The 15,541-nt window shown below is 72.6% G+C and carries 14 protein-coding genes; 8 read left to right on the top strand and 6 right to left on the bottom strand.

Going from position 1 to position 15,541, the window contains the following annotated elements; all coding sequences use genetic code 11:
* Positions 1 to 10 precede the first annotated feature (10 nt).
* Positions 11 to 790: a MerR family transcriptional regulator gene (locus tag OG357_RS17765; protein ID WP_329622091.1), complete on the bottom strand. Its 780-nt coding sequence runs from the start codon at positions 788 to 790 to the stop codon at positions 11 to 13.
* A gap of 148 nt (positions 791 to 938) precedes the next feature.
* Here OG357_RS17765 and OG357_RS17760 point away from each other — a divergent pair, with 148 nt between their 5' ends.
* Entirely contained in the window at positions 939 to 2,204 is a 1,266-nt protein-coding gene (locus tag OG357_RS17760; protein ID WP_329622090.1) for a serine hydrolase domain-containing protein, read from the top strand.
* A 101-nt stretch (positions 2,205 to 2,305) separates the two neighbouring features.
* Here the strand turns inward: OG357_RS17760 and OG357_RS17755 are convergent, their stop codons facing one another.
* Positions 2,306 to 4,279 (bottom strand): HEAT repeat domain-containing protein, encoded by a 1,974-nt coding sequence (locus OG357_RS17755; protein ID WP_329622089.1) that lies wholly within the window; start codon positions 4,277 to 4,279, stop codon positions 2,306 to 2,308.
* Positions 4,280 to 4,403: 124 nt separating this feature from the next.
* Between OG357_RS17755 and OG357_RS17750 the strand changes: the two genes are divergently transcribed.
* The 3 genes from OG357_RS17750 (at position 4,404) to OG357_RS17740 (ending at position 5,905) form a co-directional block, all read left to right on the top strand.
* Positions 4,404 to 4,844: a helix-turn-helix domain-containing protein gene (locus OG357_RS17750; protein WP_329622088.1), complete on the top strand. Its 441-nt coding sequence runs from the start codon at positions 4,404 to 4,406 to the stop codon at positions 4,842 to 4,844.
* A 31-nt stretch (positions 4,845 to 4,875) separates the two neighbouring features.
* Positions 4,876 to 5,448 carry a hypothetical protein gene (locus tag OG357_RS17745; RefSeq protein ID WP_329622087.1) on the top strand — a complete coding sequence of 191 codons (573 nt, stop codon included), beginning with the start codon at positions 4,876 to 4,878 and terminating at the stop codon, positions 5,446 to 5,448.
* Between the two features lie 112 nt (positions 5,449 to 5,560).
* Positions 5,561 to 5,905 (top strand): DUF2516 family protein, encoded by a 345-nt coding sequence (locus OG357_RS17740; RefSeq protein ID WP_329622086.1) that lies wholly within the window; start codon positions 5,561 to 5,563, stop codon positions 5,903 to 5,905.
* A 38-nt stretch (positions 5,906 to 5,943) separates the two neighbouring features.
* Here OG357_RS17740 and OG357_RS17735 read toward each other — a convergent pair whose 3' ends face one another.
* The 3 genes from OG357_RS17735 to OG357_RS17725 form a co-directional block, all read right to left on the bottom strand.
* Positions 5,944 to 7,185, bottom strand: a complete 1,242-nt coding sequence (locus OG357_RS17735) for a PP2C family protein-serine/threonine phosphatase (protein ID WP_329622085.1) — start codon at positions 7,183 to 7,185, stop codon at positions 5,944 to 5,946.
* Between the two features lie 374 nt (positions 7,186 to 7,559).
* Entirely contained in the window at positions 7,560 to 8,609 is a 1,050-nt protein-coding gene (locus OG357_RS17730; protein ID WP_329622084.1) for a C40 family peptidase, read from the bottom strand.
* A 229-nt stretch (positions 8,610 to 8,838) separates the two neighbouring features.
* Positions 8,839 to 9,633 (bottom strand): class I SAM-dependent methyltransferase, encoded by a 795-nt coding sequence (locus OG357_RS17725; protein ID WP_329622083.1) that lies wholly within the window; start codon positions 9,631 to 9,633, stop codon positions 8,839 to 8,841.
* Between the two features lie 240 nt (positions 9,634 to 9,873).
* Here OG357_RS17725 and mshA point away from each other — a divergent pair, with 240 nt between their 5' ends.
* The 3 genes from mshA (at position 9,874) to OG357_RS17710 (ending at position 13,586) form a co-directional block, all read left to right on the top strand.
* Positions 9,874 to 11,241, top strand: coding sequence for a D-inositol-3-phosphate glycosyltransferase (gene mshA, locus OG357_RS17720; RefSeq protein WP_329622082.1), 1,368 nt, complete (start codon positions 9,874 to 9,876; stop codon positions 11,239 to 11,241).
* On the top strand, positions 11,234 to 11,827 hold the full coding sequence (locus OG357_RS17715) for a YbjN domain-containing protein (protein ID WP_329622081.1): 594 nt from the start codon (positions 11,234 to 11,236) through the stop codon (positions 11,825 to 11,827). Before mshA ends, OG357_RS17715 begins: the two co-directional genes overlap by 8 nt.
* A gap of 85 nt (positions 11,828 to 11,912) precedes the next feature.
* Positions 11,913 to 13,586 (top strand): glycosyl hydrolase family 28-related protein, encoded by a 1,674-nt coding sequence (locus tag OG357_RS17710; RefSeq protein ID WP_329622080.1) that lies wholly within the window; start codon positions 11,913 to 11,915, stop codon positions 13,584 to 13,586.
* Here the strand turns inward: OG357_RS17710 and OG357_RS17705 are convergent.
* Positions 13,573 to 14,511: an AraC family transcriptional regulator gene (locus OG357_RS17705; RefSeq protein WP_329622079.1), complete on the bottom strand. Its 939-nt coding sequence runs from the start codon at positions 14,509 to 14,511 to the stop codon at positions 13,573 to 13,575. The two genes, OG357_RS17710 and OG357_RS17705, sit on opposite strands and share 14 nt — an antisense overlap.
* Before the next feature lie 104 nt (positions 14,512 to 14,615).
* On the opposite strand from OG357_RS17705, the gene OG357_RS17700 reads away from it, so the two are divergent.
* A complete protein-coding gene (locus tag OG357_RS17700; RefSeq protein WP_329622078.1) occupies positions 14,616 to 15,530 on the top strand; it encodes an MBL fold metallo-hydrolase in 915 nt (304 codons plus the stop codon).
* Positions 15,531 to 15,541: the final 11 nt, after the last annotated feature.

Genomic DNA, 15,541 nt, shown 5'->3' with positions numbered 1-15,541 from the left:
GCGGTCGCGGTCACTGACGCGGGACGTCGATGCCGGCCGCGCGCAGGTTCGCCTCGACCAGAGCGTTCAGCCGGGCGATGGAGGGCTCCTCGCCTTCCCGGTGGTGGTTGACCACTCCGTACCGGGAGGCCGCGTCGGACTGGCGTCGGAACCCGGTCGGCATCGCCAGCTGCGCGCGGTCGGCCAGCAGCTTGTCGGCCAGTGCGGACGCCAGTTCCTCGATCCGCGGGTCGTCCGGATGCCAGGACCTCGCGTCCAGGCCTCGCTTGGTCAGCTCGACGGACTCGGGATCGTCGAGCGAGGTTTCGAGCCGGGCCAGGAAGCTGTCGAAGATCCCCGGAACCATCGCCCGGGCCAGCACCAGCGCTTCCCGCTGAGCGGCCACGTAGTCGGGGGTGAAGCCGACGTCGGCGAGTCGGTCCAGGACCGCGCAGGCCCGGTCGGGCAGCAGGGCCCGGTCTCCATGGGCGAGTCGGTGCAGGGTGTCGCGCCGGGCGGTCAGCTCCTCGATCTGCTCGGTGAGCCGACGGCGGACGTCGTCCAGGGCGACGGCGAACCGCTCGGGCTCGGCGTCGAGCAGCTCCCCGATCTCGGCCAGCGGCACACCGGCCCCGGCCAGGGTCCGGGCCTGGACGAGCCGGAGCAGGTCGGCCGACCCGTAACGCCGGTAGCCGGAACCGTCCCGCTCGGGCTCGTCGACCAGGCCGAGCCGGTGATAGTGCCGCACGGTCTTGATCGTGACGCCCACGAACGCCGCCGCCTGACCGATCGTGAGTCCGTCTGCGATCACAAGGGCGAGGGTAGCGCGTCTGTTCCAGCTCATCACCTCCTGCCGCGACGGCGGTTGACCTTGACCTCGGGTCAAGGTGCACGCTCAGCGCAACGGCCGCCGCGATGGGGCTTCCAGGGAACAACCGCTGTGGGCAAGGAGCTTCACGATGAACGCGACCAACACGACCAACACGACGGACACGAGCGCCGGCGGCTTCTCAGAAGCAGGCCTGCGCCGCCTGCGCGAAGTGCTGGAACGGCATGTCGAGTCGAAGCGGATTCCCGGGCTGGTCGCCCTGGTCGGCCGCGGCGGCCGGACGCACGTCGAAGCGATCGGGACGATGCGCCACGACGGTGGCGCGCCGATGAGCCGGGACACGATCTTCCGGATGGCGTCCACGACCAAACCGGTCACGACGGCGGCGGCGATGATCCTGCTCGACGAGTGCAGGCTGCGCCTCGACGAGCCGGTGGATCCGTGGCTGCCCGAACTCGCCGACCGGCGGGTCCTGACTCGGCCCGACGGCCCGCTGGACGACACGGTGCCGGCGCGGCGGCCGATCACCGTACGGGACCTGCTGACGTCCACCTTCGGGCTCGGCATGGACTTCGAGCTGCTGGACTCCCCGATCAGGGCCGCGACCTTCGAGCGGACCGACTACGGCGTGGCGTCCGGCCCGGCGCCCGAGCCGGACGAGTGGATGCGCCGACTCGGCGAACTGCCCCTGTCGTACCAGCCCGGGGAGCGGTGGCAGTACGACCTGAGCAACGAGGTGCTGGGCGTGCTGGTCGCCAGGGTCGCGGGCCGGCCGCTGGAGACGTTCCTGCGCGAGCGCGTCCTCGATCCGCTGGGGATGAAGGACACCGGATTCCACGTGCCCGCCGACAAGATCGACCGGCTGCCGCCCCTCTACGGGCCGGACCCGCGGACCGGCGAGTTCCTGGTGTGGGACGAGGCGGAAGGCGGCAGGACGAGCCGGCCTCCGGCGTTCCAAGGCGCCGGTGGCGGCCTGGTCTCCACCGTCGACGACTACCACGCCTACTTCCGGATGCTGCTGAACCACGGCATGCACGGTGGCGAACGGATCCTGTCCCGACCCGCTGTCGAGCTGATGACCACCAACCGCCTCACGCCCGGGCAGCAAGCCGCCCGGGACACCATGTACAGGAACATCGCCCACGCCACGGTCGGCCTGGGACAGCACGGCGGCTGGGGCTTCGGGATGGCGGTCCGCACCCACCGCGGCGACTACGCGCCCGTCGGCCAGTTCGGCTGGGACGGCGGCACCGGCACCACGGCCTACGCCGACCCGGAGAACGGGCTCACCGGAATCCTGCTCACCCAGGTAGGCATGTCCACCCCCGACTCCACGCGCCTCATCCACGACTTCTGGACCACGCTCTACCAGGCCCTCGACGATTCGCAGGGATAGCCCTCGGGCCGAAGACGGACGCCTGTCTCGTCCACCACCGGGGAGACATCCCCGCGACACGGATCCGCAGGATCACTCACCTCAGCTCACCTCAGCTCACCTCACGCGGAGGGACCGGATGCGCTGAGCAGCTTCCCGACGGCGGTGCGGATCCTCTCGTCCTGGATGAAGCCTCGCCAGCCGCCGCTGGTACGCAGCCGCTGGTCACGAGCGGGTACGTCGCGCAAGAGGTGCGCGGCAGGCCGGGCCGCCTGTCCGAGCCGGGCGAGGTGGTCCACCGCGGGGAGCATGACGGGTTGGTAGGTGCCCTCGGCCAGATCCTGCACGACCGTCGTCAGCACCGGAACAACGGTTTCCACGTCGCCGGTCGCGGCCCACAGGGCGTGTGCTGCCTCGACGCGAGTCCAGGGGTCGGTCTCGGCCGTCATCGCCCTGAGCCGGTCGGCGCAGGGGGCGGCGTGCGGTCCCAGGTCCGCGAGCTTGCGCAGGACAGGGTGGGGGCGCCCTCGCGAGGCGTCGCCGTGGCCGAGGACTTCCAGGGCCGGCCCGGGTTCGCCGCCGACTTTCCAGTACGCCCAAGCCGCGAGGTCCGTGTGCGGTCCGGCGGCACGCGACCGGGACAGAAGCAGGTCCCGTGCTCCGTTCCCCGCCGAGCCGATTCCTGCCAGGGCCTTCGCCGCCGCGGGCCACGTCCGGTCGTCCTCCAGCAGGCCGAGCAGCTGTGGAACCGCGGCCTCTGCCGCGGGCCCCCAGGCCGCGAGTACGTCGCAGAGCCCGTTGAGCAGGCGGTCGTCCGTGGCGGTGACGAGCTGGTCGCAGATGGAGGGGAGGAACAGTCCGGTGTGGTTCGGAAGGCAGCCCAGCACCTCGGGGAGCGCGGGGAGGACGACAGGGTGCAGGTGTGTCGCGGGGTAGTGAGCGGAAGCCGATGCGAAGCCGGAGCGTTTGCCGGCGATCAGTTCGATCACCCCCGGCAGGCAGCGCGGATCGTTCATCCGGGCCAGAGCCCACAGAGCGGCCTCGCCGACGGGCTCCCGTCTGCGCGTGGTGCGGGCGGCGGTGTCGGGGAGGAGCGTGGCGACCTCGTCGGCGTGGGCAGCGGCCGCCGGGCCGAGGCAGGCCAGCAGCTCGGCGGCCCGGAAGCGGACTTCGGGGGCGGGATCGCCGAGTCGTGCGACGAGGCGTGGCAGAAGGGCGGCGGTCGGTGAGCGCCACTGGGACAGCAGCCTGCCCGCCTGGGCCAGGGCACCGATCCGCTGGTCCTCGTCGTGATGGTCCGCCAGCAGACCGAGCGCGAAGCCCGGGGCGGGGCCGGTGACCAGCCCTCCGGTCCAGTGGTGGACACGCTGTGCCCCGGCCCGTAGCGAGCTGGTGTGGTGCCACAGTTCGACGGTGGGATCGCGGACCGCTTCGAGCACGAGGCCGAGCCGCCGGGTAGGCAGGCCCGGGTCCTTCGGGGCGAGCGCGTGCACTGCCGCCAGGCGTATCTGCGCCTCCGGAGAGTCGAGCAGACGACGGAGCAGGCGGAAGACCTCGGAGCCCTGCCCGCCGACCGGCGCGCGCCGGGCCGCCTGGCCCAGTGCGAGAACCAGGTCGAGGCGGGTTGCCGGATCGTCCTCCGCCTCCCAGCACCGGAGCAGCCCAGGAAGAACCGACTCACCGGGGCTTTCACAGACACGGAGCACATCGGCTGCGTCCCGCCGGATCTCCGGCTCGGGGTCGTCCAGCAGACCCAGCACCACGGGCAGGGCCTGTTCCCACGCGGGTACCCAGCCGAGGTCGAGGAACCGGGCTTGGACCCGACCGGCTTCCGCTGCCAGCATCGCCACCAGCTTCAGCATCGCGACGCGGCTCGGCACCTGCGGTGTCGCGGCCAGGCGGAGCACGAAGGGCAGTGCGGCCGACGCGGCGGAACAGATCCAGCCACCTTGATGGAAGAGCAGGTTGATCAGCTCGGCCGAGGCGTCGTCCGCATCCGGACCCTCGCATCGGCGGAGCAGGCCGGGTATGTCGTCGGCAGACCCGTAGTTGTGCTTCAGCCCAGCCCAGTCGACCGCATCCCATCCCCACCCCATGCGCGCGACCCTACCGGCGGGTCACCTGCCAAGCTCGGCCGAGTCCACAAGGGCCACCACGCCACCGCGACACTATTGCAAGCGCCTGCTTGCAATAGTTAGCGGAGGCTGGCATGGTCGGGGCATGGCATCGCTCAACGTCGGCAATCTCGGTGAGTACCTCCGCGAGCAGCGGAGGACCGCGCAGCTGTCCCTGCGGCAGCTCGCCGACGCCGCCGGCGTGTCGAATCCGTACCTGAGTCAGATCGAGCGCGGGCTGCGGAAGCCCAGCGCCGAGGTGTTGCAGCAGGTCGCCAAGGCCCTGCGGATCTCCGCCGAGACGCTCTACGTGCGGGCCGGGATCCTCGACGAGAAGGAGCGGGAGGAGCTGGAGACGCGCGCTGTCATCCTGGCCGATCCCTCGATCAACGAGCGGCAGAAGCAGGTGCTGCTCCAGATCTACGACTCGTTCCGCAAGGAGAACCTCGCCGAGGCCGAGGCCGCCGCCAAGGCTGCCGCCGAGGCCGCCGCCGCAACCGATGGTCCGGCCGCCGCCGCGCCCGATGCCGAATCGCCTTCGCGTTAGTACCTACGTCACACCCGGGAGGACCACCAGCATGGCCATCATCGACGAACTGCGTACCCCTCTCTACTTCGCCGCCGGCACCGCCGACCTCGCCGTGCGGCAGGCCAAGAAGGTCCCCGGCCTGATCGAGCAGATCGCCGCCGAGGCGCCTGCCCGTATCGAGGCCGTGCGGAAGACCGACCCGAAGGCCGTGCAGGAGAAGGTGACCGCGCAGGCCAAGGAGGCCCAGGTCACCGTGCAGTCGAAGTTCGCCGAGGTCGTCGGCGGTCTCGACACGGACCTCAAGAAGCTCGGCGAGACCGCCCAGGACCTCGCCCTCCGCGGCGTGGGCGTGGCCGCCGAGTACGCGGTCAAGGCGCGCGAGAAGTACGAGGAGGTCGCCGCCCACGGCGAGGAGGCCGTCAAGACCTGGCGCGGCGAGGCCGCCGAGGAGATCACGGAGATCGCCGTCGTCGTCGAGCCGGTGGCGGACGAGACGCCTGTCGCGGACGAGCCGGTCGCCGAGGCCGACGCCGAGGCCGACGCCGAGAAGGCGTCTGCCAGGAAGACCACCGCTCGCAAGGCCCCCGCCAAGAAGGCGACGGTCGCCGCCGAGAAGGAGTGAAGAAGTAAGGGAGCAGGGGAAGGGCGGGCACCAATACGGGTACCCGACGCGTTGTAACGGGTACCTTGACCGCGAGGCGCTTTCTCCACATCACCACTAGGCGGTGCTCAGCATGTTGCGCGCGGGATTCGACTCCCTTCTCAACCTGGTGATCTTCCTGATCTTCACCGGCTTCGCCGTGGCCGCGCTCGTCTTCGCCGCCATGGCGCGCGAGGATGCCTACCGCGCCGCCGAGAAGCAGACGAAGAAGTTCTGGCTGATCATCCTGGGCATCAACCTCGCCCTGAATCTGCTGGTGCCGATGCTGTTCCTGCAGATCGCCGGGGTCATCGCCGCCATCGTCTTCATGGTGGACGTGCGCCCCGCGCTCGCGCAGGTCTCCGGCGGAGGCGGGGGCCGCCGTGGCGGCGGCTCCAGCAGCGACGGACCGTACGGCCCCTACAACGGCGGCCGGTAGCGGAGCGTAGGAAACACGTGCACGGCAGGGCCTGGGGCTTACCCCCGGGCCCTGTCCCGTTCCAGGGCCAGGACAGCGACGTCGTCCGTCAGCTCGCCGCCGTTGAGCGACCGCACCTCCGTCACGGCCGCCTCCAGGAGCTCTTCGCCCCGCAGGCCCTCGGTCAGCTGCCGGTTGATCATCTCGACCATCCCGTCCTGGCCGAGCCGCGGCGAGCCGGGGCCGGCCGAGCGGCCCTCGATCAGTCCGTCCGTGTACATGAGCAGGCTCCACGCCCCGCCCAGCTCCACCTGGCGGCGCGGCCAGCGGGCGCGCGGCAGCAGCCCCAGGGCCGGGCCGCCGTCCTCGTACGGGAGCAGCCGCGCCGCCCGTCCCTGCCGGGCGATCAGCGGTGACGGGTGCCCGGCGAGGCAGAGGCCTGCCCGGCGTCCGTCGGGCGCGATGTCGACGGTGCAGAGCGTCGCGAAGATCTCGTCGCTCTCCCGCTCGTGCTCCAGGACCTGCTGCATCGTCGAGAGCAGCTCGTCCCCGCACAGCCCCGCGAAGGTCAGCGCCCGCCAGGCGATCCGCAGCTCGACCCCGAGGGCCGCCTCGTCGGGGCCGTGCCCGCAGACGTCGCCGATCATGGCGTGGACGGTGCCGTCGGGCGTGCGGACGGTGTCGTAGAAGTCGCCGCCGAGCAGCGCGCGGGAGCGGCCGGGCCGGTAGTGGGCCGCGAACCGCAGGTCCGAGCCCTCCAGGAGCGGCGTCGGGAGCAGTCCGCGCTCCAGGCGGGCGTTCTCCTGGGCACGCAGCCGGGACTCGGCCAGCTTCACCTGGACGGCGTCGGCGCGCTTGCGCTCGACCGCGTACCGGATGGCCCGGCTGAGCAGCCGTCCGTCGAGTTCCTCGCGGAACAGGTGGTCCTGGGCCCCGACCCGTACCGCCTCGGCCGCCAGCTCCGCGTCGGCCGAGGCCGCGAGGGCGAGGACGGCGTGGCGCGGGGCGAGGCGCAGGATGTGGCGGAGCGGGGCGAGCGGGTCGTCCCCGGCGGCGGCGCGGGGGCCGGGCAGGGAGAGGTCGACGAGGACGCAGTGGACGTCGTCGGTGAGGAGCCGCTCGGCCTCGGTGAGGTTGCGGGCGGTACGGATGCGTACGCGCGTCCCGGCGGCGTCCGCCGCGTCGAGCAGTTCGGGCACGGCGAGGGCACCCGCCGGGTCGTCCTCGACGACCAGGAGAGTGAGATCGGTGCGATCGCGGTCGGTTCCTGTGCCTGTGCCAGTCATAGCGGTGGCGTCCATAGCGGTGGCGTCGCCGGGTCCCGCGGAAGCAGAGACGATTCTCTGACGCGGTACGGATACGGGCATCGGTCCGGAGCTTCCTTCCCTCCCCCCGAGGGTGCGCAGGGCGCCGGGTGGCGCCCCGCCCGTCCCGGACCCTAGCGGTAGGTCGGTGCGCAACGGAATGGTGATCAGCGGGGGAGTCGCCTCCCCTGGCTTGGCATATGCCGCGGAAGGGGAGGTAGTTGTCGCGGGAAGGGCCGCGCGGGCCCCGTGGGAGGCCCGACGGCAATGAGAAAGGTCACGCCGGGTGCGGGAGGTCCGTCAGGTCGGGCGGATGAATCCGGTCACAGGGGGGCGGAATCCCGCCGAAATGCCGCCGGAACGGCACAGGGCTACCCCGGGCGGACGACTCCCAGGATCTCCATCGAGCCCGCCCCCGCGAGGGTCACGTTCCGGCCCGGGCGCGGCGCGTGCACGATCGCGCCCTTGCCGATGTACATCCCGATGTGGCTCGCATCCTTGAAGTAGACGATCAGGTCGCCCGGGCGCATGTCCTTGATGTCCACGCGCGGCAGCAGCCGCCACTGTTCCTGCGAGGTGCGCGGGATCGGCAGCCCCGCCTTGGCCCAGGCCAGCTGGGTCAGGCCGGAGCAGTCGAAGGAGTCCGGTCCCTCCGCCCCCCACACGTACGGCTTGCCGATCTGCGCCGTCGCGAACTGCACCGCCGTCTTGCCCTGCGCGGTCGCCCCGGTCTTGAGGTCGCCGAGGATGCCGGTGTCGAGCCACGTCGTCTGGGCCCGGTACTGCGCCTGCTCCTCGAGACGGCGCAGTCGCTCGCGCTCCTCGGCGGCGAGTGCGGACTCCAGCTTCTTGGCCGCGGCGATCTTGTCGTTGATCTCCTTCTTCGCCTGGGCCTGCTTGACCCGGTGGGCCTCCAGCTTGGTCCAGTTGGCGCCGGCGTCCTTGGCGTAGAGGCCCAACTCGGCCTGGGTGCGGGTCATCTCGCCGAGGAGGTCCGTGGTGGCCTTCGCCCCGGCCTTGAGCCGTCCCGCGGTGTCGAGGAAGAGCTGCGGGTCGTCGGTGAGGACGAGCTGCGCGCCTTCCGGGAGCCCGCCGTTGCGGTACTGGGCGCGGGCGGCGGCACCCGCCTTCGCCTTGAGGTCCTCGACCTTCTCGCGGCCCTCGACGATCATCCGGGCGAGCCGGACGATCTCGGCGGACTGCTCCTTGGTCTTCTCCTCGGCGAGGTTGTACGCGTCGGTGGCGACGGCGGCCTGCCGGTACAGGCCGTCTATCTCCTTGCGTACTTCCTCCAGGTTCTTCTTCGGCGGGGGAGGGGGCAGCGGCGCGGCGGCGGCCTGGAGGGTCAGGGCCGGTGAGGCCAGCACCGCCAGGGCGCAGATCACGGTGATCGCGGCGGTGGTGTGGCGACGTCGGTTCACAAGCTCCCCCTCGTAAACGGCCCGCGTCTCTATCTGATTTACCGTCAGTAACTTAGCGGCGACCTTGGCGATAGTGCCATGCGAAACCGGAAAACAACAGGGGAAACCTGGGCCTGTCGGGCCGGTTCCCCTCAAGGGGACGAGAGATGCGCGGGTGGCGTTCCCGACGTACGCGAAATTCAGCGGGAGTTGGGTAAAGAGTCCCGGAGAGGGGTGAGTGCCGGCGGCGTCAGCGCCGTGGCGCCAGCGCCTCCCACCGCACCGTCACCTCGCCCTGCCGCCACCGCCGCGGACCGTCCGTCAGCGGCCAGTCCGCCGCCAGTTCGCGTACGGAGCGGATCCAGCGCTGCCGCGCGCCCAGCGAGGCGTACGGGGCGGCCGCCGCCCACGCCCGGTCGAAGTCCCGCAGGAAGGCGTGCACCGGCTCGCCCGGTACGTTGCGGTGGATGAGCGCCTTCGGGAGCCGCTCCGCCAGGTCCGAGGGCCGCTCCAGCGAGCCGAGCCGGGTCGCGAAGGTCACCGTGCGCGGACCGCTCCGGTCGAGGGCCACCCACACGTGCCGCCGCCCGATCTCGTCGCAGGTGCCCTCGACGAGCAGCCCCCCGGGCGCGAGCCGCCCGCACAGCCGGGCCCATACCGCCGCGACCTGCTCCTCGTCGTACTGGCGCAGCACGTTCGCCGCCCGGATCAGGGCGACCGTGCCGGGCACCGGCACCTCGAAGCCGCCGTGCAGGAAGGAGAGGCCCTCGTGCTCGTACGGCTTCGCGGCCTCGACGCGGGCGGGCTCGATCTCGATGCCGTACAGCCGGGTGCGGGGCTCGGCGGTGCGCAGCCGGGCGAGGAGCTCGACGGCGGTCCAGGGGGCGGCCCCGTATCCGAGGTCGACGGCGAGCGGCGGCTCGGGGGAGCGGCGCAGGGCGGGGCCGTGGACGGCGGCGATCCAGCGGTCCATGCGGCGCAGACGGTTGGGGTTGGTGGTCCCGCGGGTCGGTGTGCCGACGGGGCGGGTGGTGCGCGGGGCCATGACACGAGCGTAAGGGGTGGAGTGCGGCGGACCGGGCGTGACCAGGTGTGACCGTTCCCCGGCTACCTCTCGGCCGCTCCTCGGGCTACCCCTCGGCCGTTCTCGACCGGTAATGAATTGGCAAAGCGCCCGGGGCGCCGGAAATGAAAGGGAGCATTCCGCTGTTGTCGGGGCTGAAGGGCGTCACCCGCCCTTCAGCTGTCATGCCCGACGCAGTCCCCGAGCGGAAGGACCGCCGACGTGAGCCAGTACGTGTCCCGGTTCGCCGGTGCCCGGCACCGGCACCAGGCGCCGACCCGGCTCCGGCTCCCCGGCCGGAACCGCACCCCGCGCCGGGTCGCCATGCTCAGCGTCCACACCTCCCCGCTGCACCAGCCGGGCACGGGCGACGCGGGCGGCATGAACGTCTACATCGTCGAGCTGGCGAAGCGCCTCGCCGCCATCGACATCGAGGTGGAGATCTTCACCCGGGCCACCACCGGCGGCCTCCCGCCGGTCGTCGAGCTCACCCCCGGCGTCCTCGTCCGGCACGTCGACGCCGGCCCGTACGAGGGTCTGGCCAAGGAGGAGCTGCCGGCCCAGCTCTGCGCCTTCACGCACGGCGTGATGCAGGCGTGGGCGGGTCACCGTCCCGGCCACTACGACCTCGTCCACTCCCACTACTGGCTCTCCGGCCACGTCGGCTGGCTCGCCGCCGAGCGCTGGGGCGTCCCGCTCGTCCACGCGATGCACACCATGGCGAAGGTCAAGAACGCGGCGCTCGCCGAGGGCGACACCCCCGAGCCCGCGGCCCGGGTCATCGGCGAGATGCAGATCGTCTCGGCCGCCGACCGGCTCATCGCCAACACGGCCGAGGAGGCCGACGAGCTCGCCCGCTTCTACGAGGCCGACCCCGGCAAGATCGCGGTCGTCCACCCGGGCGTGAACCTCGACCACTTCCGCCCCGCCGACGGCCGCGCCGCCGCCCGCGCCCGCCTCGGGCTCCCGCAGGACGCCTTCATCCCGGTCTTCGCCGGCCGCATACAGCCCCTCAAGGCCCCGGACATCCTGCTGCACGCCGCCGCCCGGCTCCTGGACCAGGACCCGTCGCTGCGCTCGCGCATGGTCGTCCCGGTCGTCGGCGGTCCGAGCGGTAGCGGCCTGGCCAAGCCGGAGGGCCTCCAGAAGCTCGCCGCCCGGCTCGGGATCGCGGACGTCGTGCGCTTCCACCCGCCGGTGGGGCAGGACCGGCTCGCGGACTGGTTCCGCGCGGCCAGCGTCCTCGTCATGCCCTCGTACAGCGAGTCCTTCGGCCTGGTCGCCATCGAGGCGCAGGCGGCCGGCACCCCGGTCGTCGCGGCGGCGGTGGGCGGTCTGCCCGTCGCCGTGCGGGACGACGTGACCGGCTTCCTCGTCCAGGGGCACGACCCGGCGGACTACGCCCGCGCGCTCGGCCGGTTCGTCGCCGACCCGGGCCTGTCGGACCGGATGGGCGCGGCGGCGGCCCTGCACGCCGGGTCGTTCGGCTGGGACACGGCGGCGTCGGGGACGGCCGATGTGTACACGGCCGCCATGCACGACCATCGGGTCCGCGAGAACCGCCGTCGCGTACGCTCCCACCATGGCTGAGGACGTGACCGGGGGCGGCGTGACCAGGGACGGCGTGAGCAAGGGCGACGTGGCCGCGGACGTGACCAGGAACGGCGCGACCAAGGGCGACGTCGCCGCGGACGTACGGCGGATCATCGAGTCCACCCTCCAGGACGCGGAAGTGGAGTGGGAGTCCCCCGAGCCCGGCTCGTACGTCGTCAAACTCCCGGGCACGCGCAAGCTCTTCACGACGCTCTCGCTGCGCGCCGGCCGCCACTCGCTCTCCCTCAACGCCTTCGTCATCCGGCACCCCGACGAGAACGAGCCGGGCGTCCACCGCTGGCTGCTCGAACGCAACCTCAAGCTGTACGGGGTGAGTTACGCGGTCGACGGCCTCGGCGACATCTACCTCGCCGGGAAGCTCCCGCTCGCCGCCGTCACGCCCGAGGAGCTGGACCGGCTGCTCGGCTCGGTCCTCGAAGCGGCGGACGGCGACTTCAACACGCTCCTGGAGCTGGGGTTCGCGTCGGCGATCCGGCGCGAGTACGAGTGGCGGGTCTCGCGCGGCGAGTCGACCCGCAACCTCGACGCGTTCAAGAACCTGACCCAGAAACCCTCCCGCTGACCCCTTCCGGCAGGGGCCTTCTCCTGCCATGCTCACGCCCGGCGCAGATCTGAACACCGTTCATATACGTGAAAGGTTCAGGGGCATGGCACTCAGCAGAAGGCAGTTCGTCGGCAGTGCGGTGGCGGTCGCGGGAGCCGTGGGATCCCTGGGGGCGACGGGGTTCACTTCCCCCACCCGCCCCGGCCCCGGCCACAACCCTGTGGGGCTCTGGCGCGAGTTCGAAGCCGCCCCCACCACCCACCCGCAGATCCCCTACGTGGGCAAGGCCGGCGCCCACGGCGGAGCCCGGCGCGCGCCCCGCCCTCCGGTCGTGGCGAACGCCGTCACCTACGGGGCCGATCCCGAAGGCGCCACCGACTCCGCCCCCGCGATCAACCGCGCCCTGGCCGAGGCGGGGGAGCGGGGCGGCGGCACGGTGCTGCTGCCGCCCGGCACGTACCGGATCGACGACTACCTCCGGATCGGCCACAACGGAGTCGTCCTGCGCGGCGCGGGCTCCGGCCGGACGACCCTGCTCGCGACCCGGCACCTCACCGAACTGATCGGCCCGTACGGCTCCCGCTACGGCGGCGACAAGTCCTCCTGGTCCTGGGCCGGCGGCCTCGTCTGGCTCTCCCCGCACGCCCGGCACGCCTCCCTCGTCGCCGCGATACGGGACCGGGCCTGGCCCTTCGAGGGCTGGACCGGCAACCGGCGCGACGAATGGACCACGCTCACCACCCTCCGCCCCGCCCGCCGGGGCGACCGCTCGGTCACGGTCGAGGACCCGTCGGCACTCCGGCGCGGGCAGCTCGTCCTGCTCCGGCTCGCCGACGACCCGGGCCACACGCTCCTGGAGCACATGGCGGGCGGCGGGCCCGGCCCGGAGGCGTACACCTGGGACGACAAGACCAAGCTCACCTCCTACGTCCCCTACGAGTGGCCCGTACGGATCACCGGGCTCGCGGGCCGCCGCGTCACCCTCGAACGGCCCCTGCCGCTCGACCTCCGCCCCGAGTGGGACCCCCGACTCGTCTCCGGGGTGGCCCCGCTCACCGGCTCGGGGGTGGTGGGCCTGACCCTGGAGGCGCCGGACGTCCCCCAGTCGCCGCACCTCCTCGACAAGGGCTTCAACGGCGTCACTTTCCAGTGTGCGTACGACTGCTGGGCGGAGGACGTGGTCGTCCGCCACGTCGACAACGGCTTCGGGCTCGTCGCCGCCTCCGCCTGCACCCTGCGCCGTACGCGCGTCGAGGGGCGCGGCTCCCACCACCCGTACTTCTGCCGGGAGGGCGCGCACGACAACCTCGTCGAGGACTTCCGCATCGCCGCCCGTACCGTCCCCGCCCCGGCGGGCACGCAGCTCCACGGCATCAACGTCGAGGGCCTGTCCAGCCACAACGTCTGGTCGCGCGGGGTCATGGAGACGGGCACCTTCGACACCCACCGGGGCATGCCCTTCGCGAACGTACGGACCGAGATCACCGTCGAGAACGACGGCCGGCACGGCGGCGACGCCTCCGCCGGGCCGCTCTACGGCGCCCGGTTCGCCCACTGGAACGTGACGGTGACGAACGGCCGCGCGGGTCTCGTGAAGCTCGACACCGTCGCGCCGTACAGCGCCACGGTCGGCATCAGCGAGGTACGGGAGTTCGACCAGATCGACGTCCCGGACTTCGCGGGCGAGCTCCACGCGCGCGTGGAGGCCTACGGGAGCCCGGAGTCGGTGCGCCCGCGGAACCTGTACGAGGCCCAGCGGGCGCTCAGCGGGAGGTAGTGACGTCCTCACCCCTCCGGTACTGGCCCGGCGTCGTGCCGAACTCCCGGCGGAAGGCGTGCGAGAGGGCGTACGGGCTGGCGTAGCCGACGCGGCGGGCGACCGTGGCCAGCGGGTCCGCGGTGTCCCGGAGCAGGGCGGCGGCGCGCGTCAGCCGCCACCACGTCAGATACGCCATCGGGGGCCGGCCGACCAGCGCGGTGAAGCGGCGGGCCAGGGTGGGCCGGGAGACGCCCGCCTCGGCCGCGAGCCGGTCGTTGGTCCAGGGCGCGGCCGGGTCGGAGTGCAGGGCCCGCAGGGCGGCGGCGGTCACGGGGTCGCCGAGGGCGGCCGGCCATGCACCTTCCTCGGTCTCGGCCAGCCAGGACCGGATCATGTAGACGAGCAGCAGGTCGAGCAGGCTGGCTAGCGCGACGGAGGAGCCGGGCCGCCGGGCGTCGAGCTCGCCGCCGAGGAGGTCGACGGCGGCGCGGAGCTCGGGGTGGTGGCCGACGCGGTTCGGCAGGTGGACGAGCGGGGGGAGCTCGGCGAGGAGCGGGTGCGCGCGGCCGTGGTCGAGCCGGTACTTGCCGCAGAGCATCTCCACCTCGCGCTCGCGCGCGTGGAACGCGGGCAGGGGAGGCTGCGGCAGCGTCCGGTCGGCCCACCGGGCGAACGGCACCGCCCGTGCCACGGTCGCCGCGTCGGCGGGCGAGTCGGCGATGACGTGCCCCGTACCGTGCGGGAGCAGCACCGCGTCCCCGGCGCCGAGCGCGACCGGCTCGCCGCCGTCGGGCAGCAGCCAGCAGGTGCCCTTCAGGACGACGTGGAAGCCGGCGCCGTCGTACGGGTCCAGCCGGGCGCACCAGCTGCCGCCGACCCGCACGCGGTCGGAGGAGGGCCGCCCGACGCGTACGGCCGAGATCGCGTCGCTCACCAGGTCCATGGAGCCAGCGTAGGCCCCAGACCCTCATCCATGAGCAGTATGCGTATCGAGAAGAGCGAGAGAAGCATCGAGAAGCTCACTCCCCTCTCCCTAGGCTCGACGACATGAACACGGAGAGCGCACCGCGCATCGTGCTGGGAGACGTCGAGGTCATCCGGGTCGTCGAGTGGCAGGGCCCGTTCGGCCCGGCCCGCGGCATCGTCCCGGGGGCCGGGGCCGAGGTGTGGAGGGACAACGAGGAGTGGCTCGCGCCGGACCACTGGGAGCCGGAGAGCGACAGCGCGGTCATGGCGCTGCAGAGCTGGGTGCTGCGCAGCGGGGGCCGGACCATCCTGGTCGACACGGGGGTGGGCAACGGTCGCGAGCGGCCGCACTCGCCGCACTTCCACCGGCAGGAGGGCGACTTCCTGGGCCGGCTGGAGCGGGCGGGCGTCCGCCCCGAGGACGTCGACGTCGTCGTCAACACCCACCTGCACGCCGACCACGTCGGCTGGAACACGCGGGACGTCCAGGGGGAATGGGTGCCGACCTTCCCGAACGCCGAGTACCTCGTACCGGCCGCCGACGACTTCCACTACGGCCCGGAGAACGGCTACGGCAACGGGCTCCAGGAGGAGGACCGGCTCGTCTACGAGGACAGCGTCGCGCCGGTCCACCGCGCCGGACAGGTCCGGCTGTGGGACGGGGCCCACCGCATCGACGGGAACCTGACCCTGGAGCCGGCGCCCGGCCACACGCCCGGCTCGGCGGTCCTGCGGGTCGCGTCAGGGGGAGACAGGGCGGTCTTCGTCGGCGACCTGCTGCACAGCCCCGTACAGCTCCTCCAACCGTCCTGCGCCAGCTGCTTCTGCCTGGACGCGGGCGGGGCGGCGGTGAGCCGCCGCCGGATCCTGGAACGGGCCGCCGACGAGCGGGAGCTGGTCGTGCCCGCGCACTTCGGCGGGGCGGGTGCCGCCGAAGTGCGCAGGGAGGGGGAGGGGTTCGGCCTCGTACGGTGGGCGGCGTACGGGACGGGGTGAAGGGGCGGGGG

Source organism: Streptomyces sp. NBC_01255 (assembly GCF_036226445.1).
In the GTDB taxonomy this organism is placed as follows: domain Bacteria; phylum Actinomycetota; class Actinomycetes; order Streptomycetales; family Streptomycetaceae; genus Streptomyces.
This window is presented reverse-complemented; position numbering and strand designations above follow the sequence as displayed.